Source organism: Proteiniphilum sp. UBA1028, from assembly GCF_002316955.1.
GTDB lineage: Bacteria > Bacteroidota > Bacteroidia > Bacteroidales > Dysgonomonadaceae > Proteiniphilum.
Genome location: NZ_DCEN01000055.1, coordinates 1,118 through 4,379, shown reverse-complemented (window position 1 = coordinate 4,379; position 3,262 = coordinate 1,118). Strand labels below are relative to the sequence as shown.

Below are 3,262 nucleotides of genomic sequence, written 5' to 3'. Positions count from 1 at the left end.
ATATACATGGGTGTGATGCACTACATTACCCTGTTCTTCAATTTCCTGCTTGTAAATGGAGCGGATTCCCTTTTCCACAGTAGCACCACCCAACAGATAAAGAGTCCAGGAGTCGTTCTGCCACATCTGGTATCGCAGGTTTAAAGGCACCCCGATATAATGCTGTTGTAGCGTACCCCGATATACCAGCTGGTCGTTTCGCCGAAAACGGGAAAACAGATAGGTATAGGACAATCCGGTTTCCAGACTTACATTGTTTCCGACCGGAAAGTCGGTTGTCAAACTGATAGTAACCGGAAGATGGTGCATTATCTCAGTAAAATCACCTGGCGTTAACAGATTGTATTTTTCTCCCAGGCCAGCGTCAGCGTCATTGGAAAAACCAATACCAGGAACAGGGTTGTCGTAATAAAACGATTCACTTCCGTCATATTCTCCGGGACTGATATCCGGCAGGCTGTTGCCGCTACCCAAAGCCAATAAGAAAGAATGTAGTCTCGAATCTTTTGTATGGACGGGAAGAGCGGGATAATCTTCCGCAGATAACAACTCTGCAGAATCCCCGTCCGGCTCTGTAACCGTTGATTTTGACGTCTTGTCCTGTTCCACCACTTCAGCCGGTGTGGGTACCTCTTCCAGTGAAGTTTCTGCCCTGAGATGTTCTTTTTCAGTCAGCTCCCCCATACCGGATGAGATCCTGCGGGAAACCACGCTTTCGGATTCTCTCATTTTCTGTCTTTGAAGTGAGCTTTCTTGTGTAAACAACTGCTGTGCCTCGGTCATATCTTTTTTTTGAATGTCAGCCTTACCGACAGGGATGTGGGATTGCAACTCCGTCTTCCGCCCATTATCGGGAATTGGCTGTGGCATTTCAATGACAGGCTCGTCTGTGAAGGGGTTCAGAAAAAGTAGCAATCCAAGCAGTAATATCGCCACACCTGCGGCAGACCAGCCCCAATATGCCGGAAACCGTCTGTTGCGAGAAGGAAGCCTGTCCGACAGGATCTCCCACAATCCTGGATCGACGGCCATCCGGTGTTCCCGCAACTTCTTCCCCACTTCCAGGGAAAACCGATCCAGCCTTTCTATATTGTTATTATCACCTGATTGCATCTTTTCTTCCCATTATTTGTATGTCGTCACATAACTGAATAACTTTTTTTTGCAACAACAGCCTCGCCCTGAAAAAAAAGGATCGTGAAGTACTCTCCTTTATCTGCAGCATTGTGGCAATCTCACGATGGCTATAACCCTCTACCGCATACAAATTAAAAATCGTACGAAAGGTATCGGGAAGTTCACCAATACACTGCATCAACTCCTCTGCTGTGATATCTTTTAAATGGGGTGTATCGTCATCACTCCCTGTTTCAAAATCAATCAAAAGCTCTTTTTCCTTCAGTCTGTTCTTTCTACGTATGTAATCAAGCGAAGTATTGACAAAGATCCTCCTAATCCATCCGCCAAAGGATCCTTTTCCAGAGTATTGTCCTATTTCAGTATAAATCTTCAGGAACCCCTCCTGCAGCACATCTTTCGCATCCTCGGCATCGGAAATATAACGCCTGCAAAGTGCCATCATCGCAGGAGCATACTGATCATACACTTCCTTCCTCGCCCACAATTTACCCTGCTTGCAAGCAAGTATCAAACGGTCTTCCGACATAAAGCTTCCCTGTTTACCCTTAAGACGTTTCAAAACAACGAAACGTTGCAGCAGATGAACAATAATATCCCATTTTCATCAATCATCCGTTATCCGATAATTCAATTAACAGGGAGGGTTCAGGTAAAAGAAAAAGTATGAAACAATGGGGTATAAGGTATGAAACAACGGGGTATTACAAACCAACAACCGGACTCATTACCTGAATCCGGTTGCCATCTTATTTAAGTATGTCCAAAAAACGGACTACTCATTTCCTTTACTATAGTTCGGTGCTTCGCGGGTAATCATGACACCATGCGGATGACTCTCGGTATAACCGGCAGAGGTAATCCGGGTGAATTTGGCATCGTGCAGCTTCTCGATATTTTCAGCACCACAGTACCCCATTCCCGAACGAAGGCCTCCTACCATCTGGTAAATAACCTCCTGCAAGGTGCCTTTAAAGGGAACTCGAGCTTCAATTCCTTCGGGAACGAGTTTTTTGATGTCGTCTTCCACATCCTGAAAGTAACGGTCTTTGGACCCCTGCTGCATCGCTGAAAGTGAACCCATTCCGCGGTATGACTTGAATTTTCGGCCGTTAAAGATGATGGTCTCTCCGGGAGACTCTTCCGTACCTGCAAGCAAGGAACCCATCATCACCGAGGAAGCTCCTGCAGCAAGTGCTTTTACAATGTCTCCCGAGTAACGCAAGCCGCCATCGGCAATCAAAGGAATACCGGTACCCTTTAGGGCCATGGCTACATCATAAATAGCCGATAATTGAGGAACCCCTACCCCGGCAATAACACGAGTTGTACAAATGGATCCCGGTCCGATGCCCACTTTCACACCATCGGCACCGGCATCGGCCAGAAAGCGGGCTGCATCGCCTGTAGCCACATTTCCAACGACTACATCAATATGGGGAAAGTTCTCTTTCACCATCTTCAGCATATCTGCCACACCTTGCGAATGGCCATGAGCCGTGTCTATAACAATCGCATCCACGCCTGCTTCAACCAAAGCAGTAGCACGCTCAATGGAATCGTGCGTGACACCTATTCCGGCAGCCACACGCAGACGACCCTGTTCATCCTTGCAGGCAAAGGGTTTATCTTTCGCTTTCGTGATATCTTTGTAGGTGATCAAACCCACCAGCTTATAATTGGAGTCAACCACGGGCAGCTTTTCAATCTTATGCTGCTGCAGAATTTCGGCTGCATCCTCCAGGTTGGCCGACTGACGGGTAGTGACCAGGTTATCCTTCGTCATCACCTCTTTAATGGTTTTATTCATCGATTTCTCAAATCGAAGATCGCGGTTGGTCACGATACCGACCAATGTATTATCTTCCTTGACAACCGGTATACCGCCAATTTTGAATTCCGACATCATGGCCAGAGCGTCGGCCACAGTTTTTTCGGGCGTGATGCTAATGGGGTTCAGGATCATGCCGTTTTCGGCACGTTTTACGGCGCGCACCTGTCTGGCTTGTTCCTCAATACTCATATTTTTGTGGATCACACCAATACCTCCCTCACGGGCAATGGCAATGGCCAGTGTTGTCTCTGTTACCGTATCCATAGCGGCAGAGACCATCGGAACATTGAG

General features: G+C 47.1%; 3 protein-coding genes. All 3 read right to left on the bottom strand.

The features are described from left to right. On the bottom strand, nt 1–1,113 hold a 1,113-nt coding region (locus B3Z75_RS10175; protein WP_294071156.1), incomplete at its 3' end, for a hypothetical protein. Then, nucleotides 1,100–1,666, bottom strand: coding sequence for an RNA polymerase sigma factor (locus tag B3Z75_RS10170; RefSeq protein ID WP_294071153.1), 567 nt, complete (start codon nt 1,664–1,666; stop codon nt 1,100–1,102). The genes B3Z75_RS10170 and B3Z75_RS10175, both read right to left, overlap by 14 nt. Nucleotides 1,667–1,912: 246 nt before the next feature. Beyond that, nucleotides 1,913–3,262 (bottom strand): IMP dehydrogenase (guaB, locus tag B3Z75_RS10165; protein ID WP_294071150.1); only part of this gene is annotated, 1,350 nt, incomplete at its 5' end.

Bases quoted from the DNA above. Each gene is read 5' to 3' on its own strand.
- B3Z75_RS10170 (WP_294071153.1), bottom strand. From the start codon at position 1,666: ATGTCGGAAGACCGTTTGATACTTGCTTGCAAGCAGGGTAAATTGTGG.